Origin of the sequence: Streptomyces sp. NPDC006385 (genome assembly GCF_040612485.1) — a bacterium.
In the GTDB taxonomy this organism is placed as follows: Bacteria; Actinomycetota; Actinomycetes; order Streptomycetales; family Streptomycetaceae; genus Streptomyces.
The window spans coordinates 103,861-120,228 of sequence record NZ_JBEXQG010000023.1 but is presented as its reverse complement, the minus strand read 5'-3'; the positions used below and the strand labels follow the sequence as shown (position 1 = coordinate 120,228).

Here is a 16,368-nt window from a genome sequence, read left to right as displayed (position 1 = left end):
CGATCGGCGCCATGACCGCCGTGAGCCCGACCGACCAGGCCACGGTCACCCGCAGGTTGCTGACGCCGGCCTGCCCACCATCAGCCCGCCGCCCGGCACGGCCCTACCCCGGGGCCCCCGGCTACATCCGGCTCGGCAGCCCCCGCCCCCGGCTGCGCCTGGTCGGCCTGGCCCTGACCCTCGTCCTGCTCGCCTTCGTCGTACGGCTGCTCCAGGTGCAGGCCGTCGACGCGAGCACGTACGCGGCCAAGGCCGAGAAGAACCGCTACGTCGGCTACACCCTGGCCGCCGAGCGCGGCGGTATCACCGACCGCAACGGCGTGGCGCTGGCGACCAGCGTGGACGCGTACGACATCACGGCCGACCCCACGCTGTTCAGCCGCGAGCAGTTGAAGATCGACGACGGCCCCGAGCAGGCGGCCGCGCTCCTCGCGCCGATCCTCGGCCAGGAGCAGGAGACGATCGTCAGGAAGCTGCGGCCCGAGAACAAGAACTCGCGCTACACCCTGCTGGCACGCCGCCAGACCCCGCAGGTGTGGAAGCAGATCAAGGACCTGAAGAACGCGCTGGCCACCAAGGCCGAGAAGGACAAGGGCACGGTCAACGTCCTCGCGGGCGTCCTGTCGGTCGCCAGCAGCAAGCGCGTGTACCCGAACGGCGACCTCGCCGCCGGGATACTGGGCTGGGTCAACGCCGACGGCAAGGGCGGCGGCGGCATCGAGCAGCAGCTGAACAAGCAGCTCTCCGGCAAGGACGGCGAGATCCGCTACGCCCAGTCCGGCGGCCGCCAGGTGCCCACCGTCGGCTCCACCGAGACGCCCGCCGTCCCCGGCAGCGACGTCGAGCTCACCATCGACCGCGACATCCAGTGGGCCGCGCAGAACGCGATTTCCGAGCAGGTGAAGAAGTCCAAGGCGGACCGCGGTTACGTGATCGTCCAGGACACCCGCACCGGCCAGATCCTCGCGATGGCCAACTCGCCCGGCTTCGACCCGAACGACCTCTCCGAGGCCAGCAGCGCGAACATGGGCAACGCCGCCGTCCAGGACGCCTACGAGCCCGGCTCCACCGCGAAGGTCATCTCGATGGCCGCCGTACTGGAGGAGGGTGTGGCCACGCCCGGCACGCATGTGGTCGTGCCCAACCGGCTGCACCGCGGCGACCGCCTCTTCAAGGACGACATCGACCACCCGACCTGGTACCTGACGCTCAACGGCGTGCTCGCCAAGTCCAGCAACATCGGCACCATCCTGGCCACCGGCCAGCTGGGCAAGACACAGCGGCAGGCCAACCGGGTCCTGTACGACTACCTGCGCAGGTTCGGCTTCGGCAGCGTCACCGGGCTCGGCTTCCCCGGCGAGACGCCGGGCATCCTCGCCGCCCCGGACAGCTGGTCGACCTCGCAGCAGTACACGATTCCTTTCGGCCAGGGCGTGTCCATCAACGCGATGCAGGCGGCCTCCGTCTACTCCACGGTCGCCAACGGCGGCGTACGCGTCGAACCCACGCTCGTACGCGGCACCAAGGGACCCGACGGGCACTTCACCCCCGCCCCGAAACCCAAGAAGACCAGGGTCATCAGCGCCAAGACGGCGAAGACCCTCGCCCAGATGCTGGAGTCGGTGGTGGACGACCGGGAGGGCACCGGCACCAAGGCGCGCATCCCCGGCTACCGCGTGGCCGGCAAGACGGGCACGGCGAACCGCGTGGATCCGGCCACCGGCAGGTACCGCGGCTACACGTCGTCGTTCGCCGGTTTCGCGCCCGCGGACAAGCCCCGGATCACGGTCTACTGCGCGATCCAGAACGCCACCGCGGGCAACTACTTCGGCGGCCAGATCTGCGGACCCATCTACAAGCAGGTCATGGAGTTCGCCCTGAAGACCCTCCAGGTCCCGCCGACCGGCGCCAAGCCCGCCAATCTCCCGGTCGGATACAAACCCTGACCACCCTGATCAGCACCGAGCAGCCAGGAACCACCTCGTGACAACGATCACCCCCCAGCCCGGGAACCAGGGCCCACCCCGCCCCTCACTTCGCTCACAGGCGGGTGCGCCCGGTACGCTCACCGCCGTGCCACACGCTGATCAGTCCCAAACCACCCAGAAGGGGCATCCCGTGACGTATCCGGGGCCGCCCAGGCCGGCGCAGGTCTCCGCCACACCCCTCGCGGAACTGGCCGACCAGCTGGGTGCCACCGCGCCGGGGAGCGCGGACAAGGCAGTCGAGGTCACGGGCATCACCCATGACTCGCGCGCCGTCCGCCCCGGCGACCTCTACGCCGCGCTCCCGGGCGCCCGCCTGCACGGCGCCGACTTCGTCACGCAGGCCGCCGGCCTCGGCGCGACCGCCGTGCTGACCGACCCGGCCGGCGCCGAGCGGGCCGCCGCGACCGGCCTGCCGGTCCTGGTCGTCGAGGACCCGCGGGGCCGGATGGGCGAGCTGGCGGCCACGATCTACGGCCACCCCGGCCGCGACCTGCTCCAGATCGGCATCACCGGCACCTCCGGCAAGACCACCACGGCCTACCTCATCGAGGGCGGCCTGAAGACGGCCCGCTCCACCGGACTCATCGGCACGGTCGAGATGCGCATCGGCGACGAACGCATCAAGTCCGAGCGCACCACCCCCGAGGCCACCGACCTCCAGGCCCTGTTCGGCGTCATGCGCGAACGCGGCGTCGAGGCGGTCGCCATGGAGGTCTCCAGCCACGCGCTGGTCCTCGGCCGGGTCGACGGCTGCGTCTTCGACATCGGCGTGTTCACCAACCTCAGCCCGGAACACATGGAGTTCCACTCCGACATGGAGGACTACTTCCGGGCCAAGGCACAGCTGTTCACCCCGAAACGCAGCAAACTCGGTGTCGTCAACGCCGACGACGAGTACGGCCGCAGGCTCGCCAAGGAAGCCACCGTGCCGGTCGTCACGTTCTCCGCCGAGGGCCACCCCGACGCCGACTGGCATGCCGAGGACGTGGAGATCGGCCCGCTGGACTCGACGTTCACCGTGATCGGACCCAAGGGCGAGCGGATCGCCGCCAGGTCGCCGATCGCGGGCCCCTTCAACGTGGCGAACACCCTCGCCGCCATCGTCGCCCTCGCAGCGGCCGGCCTCGACCCCCAGGCCGCCGCCGACGGCATCGCCGCCGTGCCGGGCGTGCCCGGCCGCCTGGAGCGCGTGGACGCCGGCCAGCCCTACCTCGCGGTCGTCGACTACGCCCACAAGACCGACGCCGTCGAATCGGTGCTCAAGGCCCTGCGCAAGGTCACCGAGGGCCGGCTGCACGTCGTGCTCGGCTGCGGCGGGGACCGCGACGCGACCAAGCGCGCCCCGATGGGCGCCGCCGCGGCCCGGCTCGCGGACACCGCCGTACTGACCTCCGACAACCCCCGCTCCGAGGACCCCCTCGCGATCCTCGCCGCCATGCTCCAGGGCGCGGCGTCCGTGCCGACGCACGAGCGTGGCGAGGTCCAGGTCTTCGAGGACCGGGCCGCCGCGATCGCCGCGGCCGTCGCCCGCGCACAGCCCGGCGACACCGTGCTCGTCGCGGGCAAGGGCCATGAGCAGGGCCAGGACATCGCCGGGGTGGTCCGTCCCTTCGACGACCGCCAAGTGCTTCGCGAAGCTATCCAGAAGACCCAGGGATGAACTTGTGATCGCCCTCTCTCTCGCCGAGATCGCAGAAGTCGTCGGCGGGCAGACGTACGACATACCGGATCCGACCGTCCAGGTCACCGGATCCGTCGTCCGGGACTCCCGCGAAGTGGAGCCCGGCAGCCTCTTCGCCGCCTTCGTGGGCGAGCGCGTGGACGGCCACGACTACGCGTCGTCGGTCGTGGCGGCCGGTGCCGTCGCCGTCCTCGCCTCACGCCCCGTGGGCGTGCCCGCGATCGTCGTGGCCGACGTCCAGAAGGCCCTCGGCGCCCTCGCCCGTCATGTCGTACGCCGGCTCGGCGCGACCCTCGTGGCCCTGACCGGCTCGGCGGGCAAGACCAGCACCAAGGACCTGATCGCCCAGGTGCTCCAGCGCAAGGCGCCGACCGTGTGGACGCCGGGCTCGCTCAACAACGAGATCGGGCTGCCGCTGACCGCCCTCAGCGCCACCGACGAGACCAGGTTCCTCGTCCTGGAGATGGGCGCCCGCGGCATCGGCCACATCCGCTACCTCACCGATCTGACGCCCCCGAAGATCGGCCTCGTCCTCAACGTCGGCACCGCCCACATCGGCGAGTTCGGCGGCCGCGAACAGATCGCGCGGGCCAAGGGCGAGCTCGTGGAGGCGCTCCCCGAAGACGGGACGGCGATCCTCAACGCCGACGATCCCCTCGTACGGGCCATGGCGTCCCGTACGAAGGCGAAGGTGATCCTTTTCGGAGAGTCAGGCGAAGCGGACGTACGCGCCGAGAACGTGAGACTCACGGACAGCGGACAGCCTGCTTTCACCCTTCACACACCCTCCGGTGCAAGCGATGTGACGATGCGCCTGTACGGTGAGCACCACGTGTCGAACGCGCTCGCCGCGGCCGCCGTCGCCCATGAGCTGGGCATGTCCGTAGCTGAGATCGCCACCGCGCTCTCCGAGGCGGGCTCCCTCTCCCGCTGGCGTATGGAGGTCACCGAGCGCCCGGACGGCGTGACGGTCGTCAACGACGCCTACAACGCGAACCCCGAGTCCATGCGGGCCGCCCTCAGGGCGCTGGCGGCCATGGGCGAAGCCTCACGGGCAAAAGGGGGTCGTACGTGGGCTGTGCTCGGCAAGATGGCCGAGCTCGGGGACGAGGCGCTCGCCGAGCACGACGCGGTCGGACGGCTCGCCGTCCGGCTCAACGTCAGCAAGCTCGTCGCGGTCGGGGGCAGGGAAGCGTCCTGGCTGCAACTGGGCGCATATAACGAGGGTTCGTGGGGTGAGGAGTCGGTGCACGTGTCCGACGCACAGGCGGCGGTCGACCTGTTGCGCAGCGAGTTGCGCCCAGGGGACGTCGTACTCGTGAAGGCGTCCCGTTCGGTCGGTCTGGAGAGCGTCGCCGAGGCGCTGCTCGCGGGCGGTGCCGAGGGTGAGGTAGCCGCCCGATGATGAATCAGATCCTGTTCTCGGGAGTCATCGGCCTCTTCCTGACCCTGGTCGGCACCCCGCTGCTCATCAAGCTGCTGGCCCGCAAGGGCTACGGCCAGTACATCCGTGACGACGGCCCGCGCGAGCACCACAGCAAGCGCGGTACGCCGACCATGGGCGGTATCGCCTTCATCCTGGCGACGATCGCCGCGTACTTCCTGTCCAAGCTGATCACGGGCAAGCCGCCGACGTTCTCCGGCATCCTGGTGATCGGTCTGATGGCCGGCATGGGTCTGGTCGGCTTCCTGGACGACTACATCAAGATCGTCAAGCGTCGCTCGCTGGGTCTGCGGGCCAAGGCCAAGATGGCCGGCCAGCTGCTCGGCGGTATCGCCTTCGCGGTGCTGTCGCTCCAGTTCGCGGACAACCGCGGCAACACCCCGGCCTCCACCAAGCTCTCCTTCGTGCAGGACTTCGGCTGGTCCATCGGCCCGGTGCTGTTCGTCGTCTGGGCGCTGTTCATGATCCTCGCCATGTCGAACGGCGTGAACCTGACCGACGGTCTGGACGGCCTCGCCACCGGCGCCTCCGTGCTGGTCTTCGGCGCCTACACGTTCATCGGCGTCTGGCAGTTCCAGGAGTCCTGCGCCAACGCGCAGATCCTGCCCAACCCCAACGCCTGCTACGAAGTGCGCGATCCCCTCGACCTCGCCGTCGTCTCCTCCGCGCTGATGGGGGCCTGCCTCGGCTTCCTGTGGTGGAACACCTCGCCCGCCAAGATCTTCATGGGCGACACCGGTTCGCTGGCGCTCGGCGGCGCGCTCGCGGGTCTCGCCATCTGCTCGCGCACCGAGCTGCTGCTCGCCATCCTCGGCGGCCTGTTCGTCCTCATCACGATGTCGGTGGTCATCCAGGTCGGCTCGTTCCGCCTCACCGGCAAGCGCGTCTTCCGCATGGCACCACTCCAGCACCACTTCGAACTCAAGGGCTGGTCCGAAGTGCTCGTCGTGGTCCGTTTCTGGATCATTCAGGGCATCTGTGTGATCGTCGGACTGGGCCTCTTCTACGCGGGATGGGCAGCGGACAAGTGACCGACTGGCAGGGAAAGAACGTCACCGTCGCCGGGCTCGGCGTCTCCGGGATCCCGGCGGCCAAGGTGCTGCACGGCCTCGGCGCGAACGTCACCGTCGTCAACGACGGCGACGACGCACGCGCGCGTGCCCAGGCCGCCGAGCTGGAGGCCCTGGGTGTCACCGTGCGCCTCGGCGACGGGGCCACCCTGCCCGAAGGCACCGAGCTGATCGTCACGGCGCCCGGCTGGAAGCCGGACAAGCCGCTGTTCGCGGCGGCTCACGCAGCGGGCGTCCCGGTCTGGGGCGACGTCGAGCTGGCGTGGCGGCTGCGCGGCCCCGACGCCGCGCCCTGGCTGGCCGTCACCGGCACCAACGGCAAGACCACCACCGTCCAGATGCTGGCCTCGATCCTGAAGGCGGCGGGCCTGCGCACCGCCGCCGTCGGCAACATCGGCGTCTCGCTCCTGGACGCGGTGCTCGGCGAGGAGCAGTACGACGTCCTGGCCGTGGAGCTGTCCAGCTACCAGCTCCACTGGGCGCCTTCCCTGCGCGCGCACTCCGCCGCCGTCCTCAACCTCGCCCCCGACCACCTCGACTGGCACGGCTCCATGGAGGCGTACGCCCGCGACAAGGGCCGTATCTACGAGGGCAATCGCGTCGCCTGCGTCTACAACGTCGCCGACAAGGCCACCGAGGACCTGGTCCGCGCGGCGGACGTCGAGGAGGGCTGCCGGGCCATCGGCTTCACCCTCGGCACCCCCGGTCCGTCCCAACTCGGCGTCGTCGAGGGCATCCTGGTCGACCGCGCCTTCGTCGAGAACCGGCAGAAGAACGCCCAGGAGCTCGCCGAGGTCTCCGACGTCAACCCGCCGGCCCCGCACAACATCGCCAACGCCCTTGCGGCGGCGGCCCTCGCCCGGGCCTACGGGGTGCCCCCCAAGGCCGTACGGGACGGCCTTCGGGCCTTCACCCCGGACGCCCACCGCATCGCGCACGTGGCGGACGTGGACGGGGTGGCGTACATCGACGACTCCAAGGCCACCAACACGCACGCGGCGGAAGCCTCGTTGGCGGCGTACGAGTCCATCGTCTGGATCGCGGGCGGTCTCGCCAAGGGCGCCGTCTTCGAGGAACTGGTCGCCAAGTCGGCGAAGCGGCTTCGCGGAGCCGTGCTCATGGGCGCGGATCGTGGCCTGATCCGGAAAGCCCTCGCGCGACACGCGCCGGAAGTACCCGTCGTCGACCTCGACCGGACCGACACTGGGGCGATGCTCGCGGCAGTCCAGGAGGCGAAGCGGCTCGCACAGCCCGGCGACACGGTGCTCCTTGCCCCCGCCTGTGCCTCGATGGACATGTTCGCCAACTACAACCAGCGCGGTGACGCGTTCGCGGAGGCGGTTCGCGAACTCGGCGCGGGCGCCTGACGCCGGGTCTCGGCCACTGCGGGTGCTACGGGACCCTTGGAGGGACGCGTGACTCGGAAGTGGCTGGACGGTACGTACTCCCACGGTGAGGCGGTGAGCGCCGATGCCCGGTAGCCGTACGGGACGGCCTCCCGCGCAGCGGGCCGTTCGGCGGCCCGTGGCTCCCGGGCCACCGGGCGACAACGCCGTACGACGGCTCTACACGCGCGTGCACCGGGCGTGGGACCGGCCGCTGACCGCGTACTACCTGATCCTCGGCGGCAGCCTGCTGATCACCGTGCTCGGTCTGGTGATGGTCTACTCGGCCTCCCAGATCACCGCGCTGCAGAAGTCGCTGCCCGGGACGTACTTCTTCCGCAAGCAACTCCTGGCCGCGGCGATCGGCGCCGGGCTGCTGCTCGCCGCCTCCCGGATGCCCGTGAAGCTGCACCGGGCGCTCGCATACCCGATCCTCGCCGGTGCCGTCTTCCTGATGGCGCTGGTGCAGGTGCCCGGGATAGGAGTCGCGGTCAACGGCAACCAGAACTGGATCGCCCTCGGCGGCTCCTTCCAGATCCAGCCCAGCGAGTTCGGCAAGCTCGCCCTCGTGCTGTGGGGCGCGGACCTGATCGCCCGCAAGCAGGACAAGAGGCTGCTGACGCAGTGGAAGCACATGCTGGTGCCGCTCGTGCCGGTCGCCTTCATGCTGCTCGGGCTGATCATGCTCGGCGGCGACATGGGTACGGCGATCATCCTGTCGGCGATCCTGTTCGGCCTGCTGTGGCTGGCGGGGGCGCCGACCCGGCTGTTCGTGGGGGTGCTGTCGGTCGCCGGGGCGATCGGCCTGTTCCTCATCAAGAGCAGCGAGAACCGCATGGCCCGCCTGCAGTGCCTCGGCGCCACCGACCCGGGTCCGGGTGACTCCTGCTGGCAGGCCGTGCACGGCATCTACGCGCTCGCCTCCGGCGGAATTTTCGGCTCCGGGCTCGGTGCGAGTGTGGAGAAATGGGGCCAACTCCCCGAAGCCCACACCGACTTCATCTTCGCCGTCACCGGTGAGGAACTGGGCCTGGCGGGGACGCTGTCGGTCCTCGCCCTCTTCGCGGCTCTAGGCTATGCGGGTATCCGCGTGGCCGGACGCACGGAGGACCCCTTCGTGAGGTACGCCGCGGGAGGCGTGACCACCTGGATCACCGCGCAAGCCGTGGTCAACATCGGTGCGGTGCTCGGCCTGCTGCCGATCGCCGGCGTCCCCCTCCCGCTGTTCTCCTACGGGGGCTCCGCCCTGCTGCCGACCATGTTCGCCATCGGGCTGCTGATCGCGTTCGCACGCGACGAGCCCGCTGCGCGGGCGGCGCTTTCCATGCGGCAACCCCGCTTTGGTAGAAAGCGTGCGGGAGGCGCCGGCTCCGGCCGGGAGCCTCGGAGATGGAACACGATGCGACGGCGTGCCTCGGTGGCGCGTTCGTCCGGAGAGCGGTGAATTTCGGTGCATGTCGTACTCGCCGGTGGGGGGACCGCCGGCCACATCGAGCCCGCGCTCGCCCTCGCGGACGCCCTGCGCAGGCAGGACCCCACCGTGGGGATCACGGCCCTGGGCACGGAGCGCGGCCTTGAGACCCGGCTCGTTCCCGAGCGGGGCTACGAGCTCGCGCTGATCCCCGCCGTACCCCTGCCGCGCAAGCCGACGCCCGAGCTGATCACCGTGCCGGGCCGGCTGCGCGGCACGATCAAGGCGACCGAGCAGATCCTGGAGCGCACGAAGGCGGACTGCGTCGTCGGCTTCGGCGGCTACGTCGCCCTGCCCGGCTATCTCGCCGCCAAGCGCCTCGGTGTGCCGATCGTCATCCACGAGGCCAACGCCCGCCCGGGCCTCGCCAACAAGATCGGTTCCCGGTACGCCGCCCAGGTCGCCGTCGCCACTCCGGACAGCAAGCTGCGCAACTCGCGCTACATCGGCATCCCGCTGCGCCACTCCATCGCCACCCTCGACCGGGCCGCCGCTCGCCCCGAGGCCCGCGCGATGTTCGGGCTCGACCCGAACCTGCCCACGCTGCTGGTCTCCGGCGGCTCACAGGGCGCCCGGCGCCTCAACGAGGTCGTCCAGCAGGTCGCGCCGTGGCTCCAGCAGGCCGGCATCCAGATCCTGCACGCCGTCGGCCCGAAGAACGAACTGCCGCAAGTGCACCAGATGCCGGGGATGCCCCCCTACATCCCGGTAAGTTACTTGGACCGGATGGACCTCGCGTACGCCGCGGCCGACATGATGCTCTGCCGCGCGGGCGCGATGACCGTCGCCGAACTCTCCGCCGTCGGACTCCCGGCCGCCTACGTCCCGCTGCCCATCGGCAACGGCGAACAGCGGCTCAACGCCCAGCCGGTGGTCAAGGCCGGTGGCGGTCTGCTGGTCGACGACGCGGAACTCACCCCCGAGTGGGTGCAGCAGAACGTCCTGCCCGTGCTCGCCGACCCGCACCGGCTGTACGAGATGTCCCGCGCGGCAAGCGAGTTCGGCCGCCGGGACGCCGACGACCTGCTCGTCGGCATGGTGTACGAGGCGATCGCCTCGCATCGACGTTAGGACCGTTGACGGAGGGCAGGGAGCGTGGCCGGACCGACTACCGCCGAGCGCGGTGAACGCCAGCAGGAGTCGTCCGACCCGCCCCTTCCCCGGCGGCGGTTGAGGCTGCCACGCCTTCGTACGATGATCATCTTTGTCGTCGTCCTCGCGCTCCTCGGCGCGGGGTCCGTCTGGGTGTTGTTCGGCTCCCAGTGGCTGCGCGTCGAGCGCGTATCCATCTCCGGCACAAAGGTTCTGACTCCCACTCAGGTGGGCGAGGCCGCCGACGTCCCGGTCGGGGCACCGCTGATTTCCGTCGACACCGGGGTGATTGAGGCACGGCTGCGACGGAAATTGCCCCGAATTGACGCGGTTGACGTGGTCCGCTCCTGGCCGCACGGAATCGGCCTGAAAGTGGTGGAGCGTACTCCGGTTCTGATTGTCCAAAAGGGCGGAAACTTCGTCGAAGTGGACGATGAAGGTGTCCGATTCGCCACAGTTTCCGCACCCCCGAAAGGCGTCCCCGTACTGGAATTGACGCTGTCCCGGTCGGGCTCCGCCGCCGCGAGCCTGCGCCGCTTCGGCGAGGACCGCCTGGTGCGCGAGGCGGTGCGGGTCGCCGGCGCCATTCCGGCCGCCGTCGCCCGTTACACCCTGGTGGTCAAGGTCCGTTCCTACGACGACATCTCACTGGAGTTGAGCGACGGTCGAATCGTCGCGTGGGGGAGTGGCGAGAGGGGTGCCGCGAAGGCTCGCACGCTCACCGCTCTCATGAAAGCCTCGCCGGATGCGCGGTACTTCGACGTCAGCGTTCCCACCGCCCCTGCGTCAGCGGAGAGTTGACGCACATCCGAGCAGGCCAGCACCCTGGTTGGGCAGCGACATGGCTGATCACATAGGGTGAAAAGAAAAACGGGAGGTTCGGCGTGTTCGTTGAACGTGCGCCACTTGTCGACTTAGTGTCCTGTTCAGAAGACTTCATGGAACAGACACACTGGTAACCCTAAACTTCAGGGTTAGGGTTCGGGTCGGCGCTACGGACCGTCCCATTCGGCATCAGTCGCCGGTTCGCGAAGGCCCAGCGCTTCCCGTGATCCGACGACCCGTAACTCGAGGCGAGAGGCCTTCGACGTGGCAGCACCGCAGAACTACCTCGCAGTCATCAAAGTCATCGGTGTCGGCGGCGGTGGTGTCAATGCCATCAACCGGATGATCGAGGTCGGTCTCAAGGGCGTCGAGTTCATCGCTATCAACACCGACGCGCAAGCTCTGTTGATGAGCGACGCCGACGTCAAGCTGGACGTCGGCCGTGAACTCACCCGCGGACTCGGCGCCGGAGCCAACCCGGCTGTCGGCCGCAAGGCCGCCGAGGACCACCGCGAGGAGATCGAGGAGGTCCTCAAGGGGGCCGACATGGTCTTCGTGACAGCCGGTGAAGGCGGCGGCACCGGCACCGGCGGGGCCCCCGTCGTGGCCAACATCGCACGCTCGCTGGGCGCCCTCACCATCGGCGTGGTCACGCGCCCGTTCACCTTCGAGGGACGGCGCCGCGCCAACCAGGCCGAGGACGGCATCGCCGAGCTCCGCGAAGAGGTCGACACCCTCATCGTCATCCCGAACGACCGGCTGCTGTCCATCTCGGACCGCCAGGTCTCGGTCCTCGACGCCTTCAAGTCGGCGGACCAGGTCCTGCTCTCCGGTGTCCAGGGCATCACCGACCTCATCACCACGCCGGGTCTGATCAACCTCGACTTCGCCGACGTCAAGTCGGTCATGTCCGAGGCCGGTTCGGCCCTCATGGGCATCGGCTCGGCCCGCGGCGACGACCGCGCGGTGGCCGCCGCCGAGATGGCGATCTCCTCGCCACTGCTGGAGGCGTCCATCGACGGCGCCCGCGGTGTGCTGCTCTCCATCTCCGGTGGCTCGGACCTCGGCCTGTTCGAGATCAACGAGGCCGCCCAGCTGGTCAGCGAGGCCGCCCACCCCGAGGCCAACATCATCTTCGGCGCCGTCATCGACGACGCCCTCGGCGACGAGGTCCGGGTCACCGTGATCGCGGCCGGCTTCGACGGCGGTCAGCCGCCGGCCCGCCGGGACAACGTCCTCGGCTCGACCTCCTCCTCTTCCTCCTCCTCGGCCCGCCGTGAGGAGCCCACTCCGGTACGGCAGCAGCCGGAAAGCCGCCCGTCCTTCGGTTCGCTCGGCAGCGTCACGCCGAAGGAGGACACCGAGCCCGCCCCGCCGGTGGACCCGGTGGCCGACATCCCGGTCGCCCCGCCGGTCCCGCCGTCGCGTACCTACGCCGACAGCGCGGCGGAGGAACTGGACGTCCCGGACTTCCTTAAGTGATTCTTCTGACGTGATAGGACAGCGCGACACCGTGAGCGGCGCGCACTTCGCCTTCACCGACCGGTGGGGCGGGGTGAGCGCCGCTCCGTATGAGGAGCTCAACCTCGGTGGGGCGGTCGGTGACGACACCGACGCCGTACTGACCAATCGCGAGCTCGCCGCCAAGTCGCTCGGGCTCGGTCCGGGCCAGGTCGTCTGGATGAACCAGGTGCACGGGACGGACGTCGCGGTGGTCGACGGGCCATGGCGTGATCGTCCGGTGCCCGACGTCGACGCGGTGGTCACGGCGCGGCGGGGTCTCGCCCTCGCCGTCCTCACCGCCGACTGCGTACCGGTCCTGCTGGCCGACCCGGTCGCCGGGATCGTCGCCGCGGCCCACGCCGGCCGGCCCGGCATGATCGCCGGGGTCGTCCCGGCGACGCTACGCGCGATGACGGAACTGGGCGCCGACCCCGACCGGATCGTCGCCCGCACCGGCCCCGCCGTCTGCGGCCGGTGCTACGAGGTGCCGGAGGCGATGCGCGCCGAGGTGGCCGCCGTGGAGCCGGCGGCGTACGCCGAGACGAGTTGGGGCACGCCGGCGGTGGATGTGGCCGCCGGAGTGCACGCCCAGCTTGCGAAGCTCGGCGTGGGCGACCGGGAGCAGTCACCGGTGTGCACGCGGGAGTCGAGCGACCACTTCTCGTACCGCCGCGACCGCACCACCGGTCGGCTCGCGGGCTATGTCTGGCTGGACTGAATGGACATGACGGACCGTAAGGACGAACTCGCCGCGAATCTGGCGAAAGTGGAGCACCGCATCGCCGCGGCCTGTGCGGCGGCCGGGCGTGACCGCGCGGAGGTGACTCTGATCGTGGTCACCAAGACCTACCCCGCCAGCGATGTGCGGATCCTGTCGGAACTCGGTGTGCGCCACGTCGCCGAGAACCGTGACCAGGACGCGGCGCCGAAGGCCGCCGCATGCTCGGATCTACCCCTTGTGTGGCACTTTGTCGGCCAGTTGCAGACCAACAAGGTGCGATCCGTGGTCGGTTACGCGGATCTCGTGCAGTCCGTCGACCGTTCCAAGCTGGTGACGGCGCTCTCGAAGGAGGCCGTACGGCAGGAGCGGGAGGTGGGCTGCCTCATCCAGGTGGCGCTGGACGCGGGCGAGAGCGCGAGGGGTGAGAGGGGTGGTGTGGCGCCGAGCGGGATCGAGGAGTTGGCCGACTTCGTGGCGAAGGCGCCGGGGCTCCGGCTCGACGGGCTCATGACCGTCGCACCGCTCACCGGGGAGTACGCGGGCCGCCAACAGGCGGCGTTCGAGCGGTTGATGGATTTGTCGACCGACCTGCGCCGAGCTCATCCGGCTGCGAACATGGTGTCCGCAGGGATGAGTGCGGATCTCGAAGAGGCCGTGGCGGCCGGTGCGACACATGTGCGCGTCGGCACTGCGGTACTCGGAGTCCGCCCCAGGCTCGGGTAACGTCGCCAAGAAGTCGGACCACAGCAGAAAATATGGTCAATGTCGCCGAAAGTTGGGCGTAACGACCGCGTGGATCGCGGGCACTTGGCAGTCGATCCACCACAGAGCGGAGGACTCAGAGCATGGCCGGCGCGATGCGCAAGATGGCGGTCTACCTCGGCCTCGTGGAGGACGATGGGTACGACGGCCGGGGGTTCGACCCCGATGACGACTTCGAGCCCGAACTGGACCCGGAGCCCGAGCGGGACCACCGACGGCACGAGCCGTCGCACCAGTCGCACAGTGCACATCAGTCCCAAAGGGACGAAGAGGTGCGAATCGTTCAGCCGCCCGCGCCGCGCGAACCGGTGGCTCGATCGACTTCGCTCCCCGCGGAATCCGGCCGTCCGGCGCGCATCGCGCCCGTGGCGTCCATCACACAAGAACGCGCAAGCCTGGAGAAGAACGCACCGGTGATCATGCCCAAGGTCGTATCGGAACGAGAGCCTTACCGGATCACCACGCTTCACCCGCGGACCTACAACGAGGCCCGTACCATCGGGGAACACTTCCGTGAGGGCACCCCGGTGATCATGAATCTGACTGAGATGGATGACACAGACGCCAAGCGACTTGTCGACTTTGCGGCCGGTTTGGTGTTTGGTCTTCACGGCAGCATCGAGCGGGTGACGCAGAAGGTGTTCCTGTTGTCGCCTGCTAACGTCGATGTCACGGCGGAGGACAAGGCCCGCATCGCAGAGGGCGGGTTCTTCAACCAGAGCTGAGACGCACCACCGGAAAGAACCGCACGGAACAGGGAACAGGGGAGAGGGAAGCACCAGTCATGAGCGTGGTCTTGCAGGTTCTCTACATCGCGCTGATGGTCTTCCTCATCGTGCTGATCTTCCGGTTGGTCATGGACTACGTCTTCCAGTTCGCCCGCTCATGGCAACCCGGCAAGGCGATGGTGGTCGTTCTGGAGGCCACCTACACTGTCACTGATCCACCGCTGAAGCTTCTGCGGCGGGTTATCCCGCCGCTGCGTCTCGGGGGCGTGGCGCTCGACCTGTCCTTCTTCGTACTGATGATCATCGTCTACATCCTGATCACGCTCGTGCGGAGCGCGATGTGAGCGATGTGACAGATACGGTCTTGCCGACTGCCGACGACTACGTTGAGGTGAAGAGATGCCGTTGACCCCCGAGGACGTGCGGAACAAGCAGTTCACGACCGTCCGCCTCCGAGAAGGCTATGACGAGGACGAGGTCGATGCCTTCCTCGATGAGGTCGAAGCCGAACTGACCCGCCTGCTCCGCGAGAACGAGGACCTGCGCGCCAAGCTGGCCGCGGCCACGCGCGCTGCTGCCCAGAACCAGCAGAACATGCGCAAGCCGCCGGAGGGTCCCGGCGGACCGCAGGACCAGCAGCAGGGCGGCATGCCTCAGCAGGGCATGCGTGGTCCCGGGGCTCCTGTCCCCGCCGGGATATCGGGCCCGCCGCAGCAGCAGATGGGTGGCCCCATGGGTGGCCCGCCCCAGCTGCCGAGCGGTGCCCCGCAGCTGCCCGCCGGTCCCGGCGGTCAGGGTGGCCCTCAGGGCCCCGGTCCGATGGGCCAGGGTCCAGGGCCGATGGGCCAGCCCCCCATGCAGCAGATGGGCGGCCCCATGGGCGGTCCGATGGGTGGCCCGATGGGCGGTCCCGGTCAGGGCGGCCCCGGTGGCGACAGCGCCGCGCGCGTGCTGTCGCTGGCGCAGCAGACCGCCGACCAGGCGATCGCCGAGGCCCGTTCCGAGGCCAACAAGATCGTCGGCGAGGCGCGTTCGCGTGCCGAGGGTCTCGAGCGTGACGCCCGTGCCAAGGCGGACGCCCTGGAGCGGGACGCGCAGGAGAAGCACCGCGTCGCGATGGGCTCCCTGGAGTCCGCCCGCGCCACGCTGGAGCGCAAGGTCGAGGACCTGCGCGGCTTCGAGCGCGAGTACCGCACGCGGCTGAAGTCCTACCTGGAGTCCCAGCTGCGCCAGCTGGAGACCCAGGCGGACGACTCGCTCGCCCCGCCGCGCACCCCGGCCACGGCGTCCCTCCCGCCGTCCCCGGCGCCCTCCATGGCACCGGCCGGCGCGAGTGCCCCGTCGTACGGCGGCAACCAGACGATGGGCGGCGCCCCGTCTCCGGCCGGCCCCTCCTACGGCGGTCAGCAGCAGATGTCGCCGGCGATGACCCAGCCGATGGCACCGGTCCGGCCGCAGGGTCCGTCCCCGATGGGCCAGGCTCCGTCGCCGATGCGCGGGTTCCTCATCGACGAGGACGACAACTGACGGTGGGTAGTACGCCGTAGGCGTCGGCAGCGTTCAGGGCGGGGCCCCGGATCTCGATCCGGGGCCCCGCCCTTTTGCTACGCGTGTTCACGGGGTTTGCGGCGTTTGTTCGGGGGTTGGGTGCGGTGTCCGACGTACACAACGCCGAAGGCCCGGGACCACCAAGATTTT

14 protein-coding genes are annotated in these 16,368 nt (G+C 69.7%); all 14 read left to right on the top strand.

Features of this window, described 5'->3' with window-relative positions:
- Nucleotides 1-11 precede the first annotated feature (11 nt).
- The 14 genes from ABZ078_RS19990 to ABZ078_RS19925 all read left to right on the top strand — a co-directional run bounded on the left by ABZ078_RS19990 (nt 12) and on the right by ABZ078_RS19925 (nt 16,197).
- Entirely contained in the window at nt 12-1,946 is a 1,935-nt protein-coding gene (locus ABZ078_RS19990; protein WP_356577009.1) for a penicillin-binding protein 2, read from the top strand.
- Between the two features lie 172 nt (nt 1,947-2,118).
- Nucleotides 2,119-3,648, top strand: coding sequence for a UDP-N-acetylmuramoyl-L-alanyl-D-glutamate--2,6-diaminopimelate ligase (locus tag ABZ078_RS19985; RefSeq protein ID WP_356576995.1), 1,530 nt, complete (start codon nt 2,119-2,121; stop codon nt 3,646-3,648).
- A 4-nt stretch (nt 3,649-3,652) separates the two neighbouring features.
- A complete protein-coding gene (murF, locus tag ABZ078_RS19980; protein ID WP_356576993.1) occupies nt 3,653-5,074 on the top strand; it encodes a UDP-N-acetylmuramoyl-tripeptide--D-alanyl-D-alanine ligase in 1,422 nt (473 codons plus the stop codon).
- Entirely contained in the window at nt 5,071-6,144 is a 1,074-nt protein-coding gene (gene mraY / locus ABZ078_RS19975; protein WP_019755615.1) for a phospho-N-acetylmuramoyl-pentapeptide-transferase, read from the top strand. The genes murF and mraY overlap by 4 nt, the downstream gene beginning before the upstream one ends.
- Nucleotides 6,126-7,550 carry a UDP-N-acetylmuramoyl-L-alanine--D-glutamate ligase gene (gene murD, locus ABZ078_RS19970; RefSeq protein WP_356576991.1) on the top strand — a complete coding sequence of 475 codons (1,425 nt, stop codon included), beginning with the start codon at nt 6,126-6,128 and terminating at the stop codon, nt 7,548-7,550. The genes mraY and murD overlap by 19 nt, the downstream gene beginning before the upstream one ends.
- A 103-nt stretch (nt 7,551-7,653) precedes the next feature.
- The gene (gene ftsW / locus ABZ078_RS19965; protein ID WP_356576989.1) at nt 7,654-9,012 is read left to right on the top strand and encodes a putative lipid II flippase FtsW; all 1,359 of its coding nucleotides are present in this window, start codon (nt 7,654-7,656) and stop codon (nt 9,010-9,012) included.
- Between the two features lie 6 nt (nt 9,013-9,018).
- On the top strand, nt 9,019-10,110 hold the full coding sequence (gene murG / locus ABZ078_RS19960; protein WP_356576988.1) for an undecaprenyldiphospho-muramoylpentapeptide beta-N-acetylglucosaminyltransferase: 1,092 nt from the start codon (nt 9,019-9,021) through the stop codon (nt 10,108-10,110).
- Between the two features lie 24 nt (nt 10,111-10,134).
- A complete protein-coding gene (locus tag ABZ078_RS19955) occupies nt 10,135-10,932 on the top strand; it encodes an FtsQ-type POTRA domain-containing protein (RefSeq protein WP_356576987.1) in 798 nt (265 codons plus the stop codon).
- A 288-nt stretch (nt 10,933-11,220) separates the two neighbouring features.
- Complete coding sequence (ftsZ, locus tag ABZ078_RS19950; protein WP_356576985.1) at nt 11,221-12,438, top strand: cell division protein FtsZ; 1,218 nt, start codon at nt 11,221-11,223, stop codon at nt 12,436-12,438.
- A 10-nt stretch (nt 12,439-12,448) separates the two neighbouring features.
- The gene (pgeF, locus tag ABZ078_RS19945) at nt 12,449-13,177 is read left to right on the top strand and encodes a peptidoglycan editing factor PgeF (protein ID WP_356576983.1); all 729 of its coding nucleotides are present in this window, start codon (nt 12,449-12,451) and stop codon (nt 13,175-13,177) included.
- Nucleotides 13,178-13,183: 6 nt separating this feature from the next.
- A complete protein-coding gene (locus ABZ078_RS19940) occupies nt 13,184-13,903 on the top strand; it encodes a YggS family pyridoxal phosphate-dependent enzyme (protein WP_356576981.1) in 720 nt (239 codons plus the stop codon).
- Nucleotides 13,904-14,025: 122 nt separating this feature from the next.
- Nucleotides 14,026-14,667, top strand: a complete 642-nt coding sequence (gene sepF / locus ABZ078_RS19935) for a cell division protein SepF (RefSeq protein ID WP_030049252.1) — start codon at nt 14,026-14,028, stop codon at nt 14,665-14,667.
- A 59-nt stretch (nt 14,668-14,726) separates the two neighbouring features.
- The gene (locus tag ABZ078_RS19930; RefSeq protein WP_004001943.1) at nt 14,727-15,014 is read left to right on the top strand and encodes a YggT family protein; all 288 of its coding nucleotides are present in this window, start codon (nt 14,727-14,729) and stop codon (nt 15,012-15,014) included.
- A gap of 55 nt (nt 15,015-15,069) precedes the next feature.
- Nucleotides 15,070-16,197: a DivIVA domain-containing protein gene (locus tag ABZ078_RS19925; protein WP_356576979.1), complete on the top strand. Its 1,128-nt coding sequence runs from the start codon at nt 15,070-15,072 to the stop codon at nt 16,195-16,197.
- Nucleotides 16,198-16,368 lie beyond the last annotated feature (171 nt).